Annotated in this window: 2 protein-coding genes; both read right to left on the bottom strand. The window is 37.8% G+C overall.

Annotated features, from left to right (window positions below; all coding sequences use genetic code 11):
• Nucleotides 1–164 (bottom strand): transaldolase family protein (locus IQR33_RS35720; protein ID WP_322631808.1); only part of this gene is annotated, 164 nt, incomplete at its 3' end.
• Nucleotides 165–266: 102 nt separating this feature from the next.
• Nucleotides 267–489, bottom strand: a 223-nt coding sequence (locus IQR33_RS34610; RefSeq protein ID WP_228014180.1) for a hypothetical protein, incomplete at its 5' end; no start/stop codon positions are given.

The following is a 489-nucleotide window of genomic DNA, read 5'->3' as shown; positions in this document are numbered from 1 at the left end:
GGTGTACCGCCAAGTGCTTCTTGCATGCCTGCTAGGGTTTCATTCAGTCCCTGTTTTGACTTCGCCAAAATGCTTGGGTTTGTCGTCACGCCTTTTAGTGGTAGGCACTGGTTAAAGCGTTTTACTTCTGCCACATCAGCAGTATCTAAATAAAGTTCGATCATGGTTTCTACCTTAAACAAAATCTTCGTTTTGATGATGGGATCACTATAGATCTGACAATCGAACGAGATCTTGATTTTGATCAATTGAAATTTCATTTGAAACTATAATAATTTCATTAAATGAAAGTTAAGTGAAACTTGTAAATGCTCAAATGAAGCTTTCAGTTCGAACAAAGAAAAGCCGTTCATAAGACTTAACCAGCACAAAAAGAAACGAATTAAGTAAAAGCGGTAGCACAGACCAAGAGGCAAGCAGAGATGTATTTCAATATTCAACGATTCTCTACCCATGATGGCGATGGCATTCGTTCCATTCTTTTTCTTA

The sequence above is a fragment of the Vibrio sp. OPT46 genome, assembly GCF_015163535.1.
Lineage (GTDB): Bacteria > Pseudomonadota > Gammaproteobacteria > Enterobacterales > Vibrionaceae > Vibrio > Vibrio alginolyticus.
This window is presented reverse-complemented; position numbering and strand designations above follow the sequence as displayed.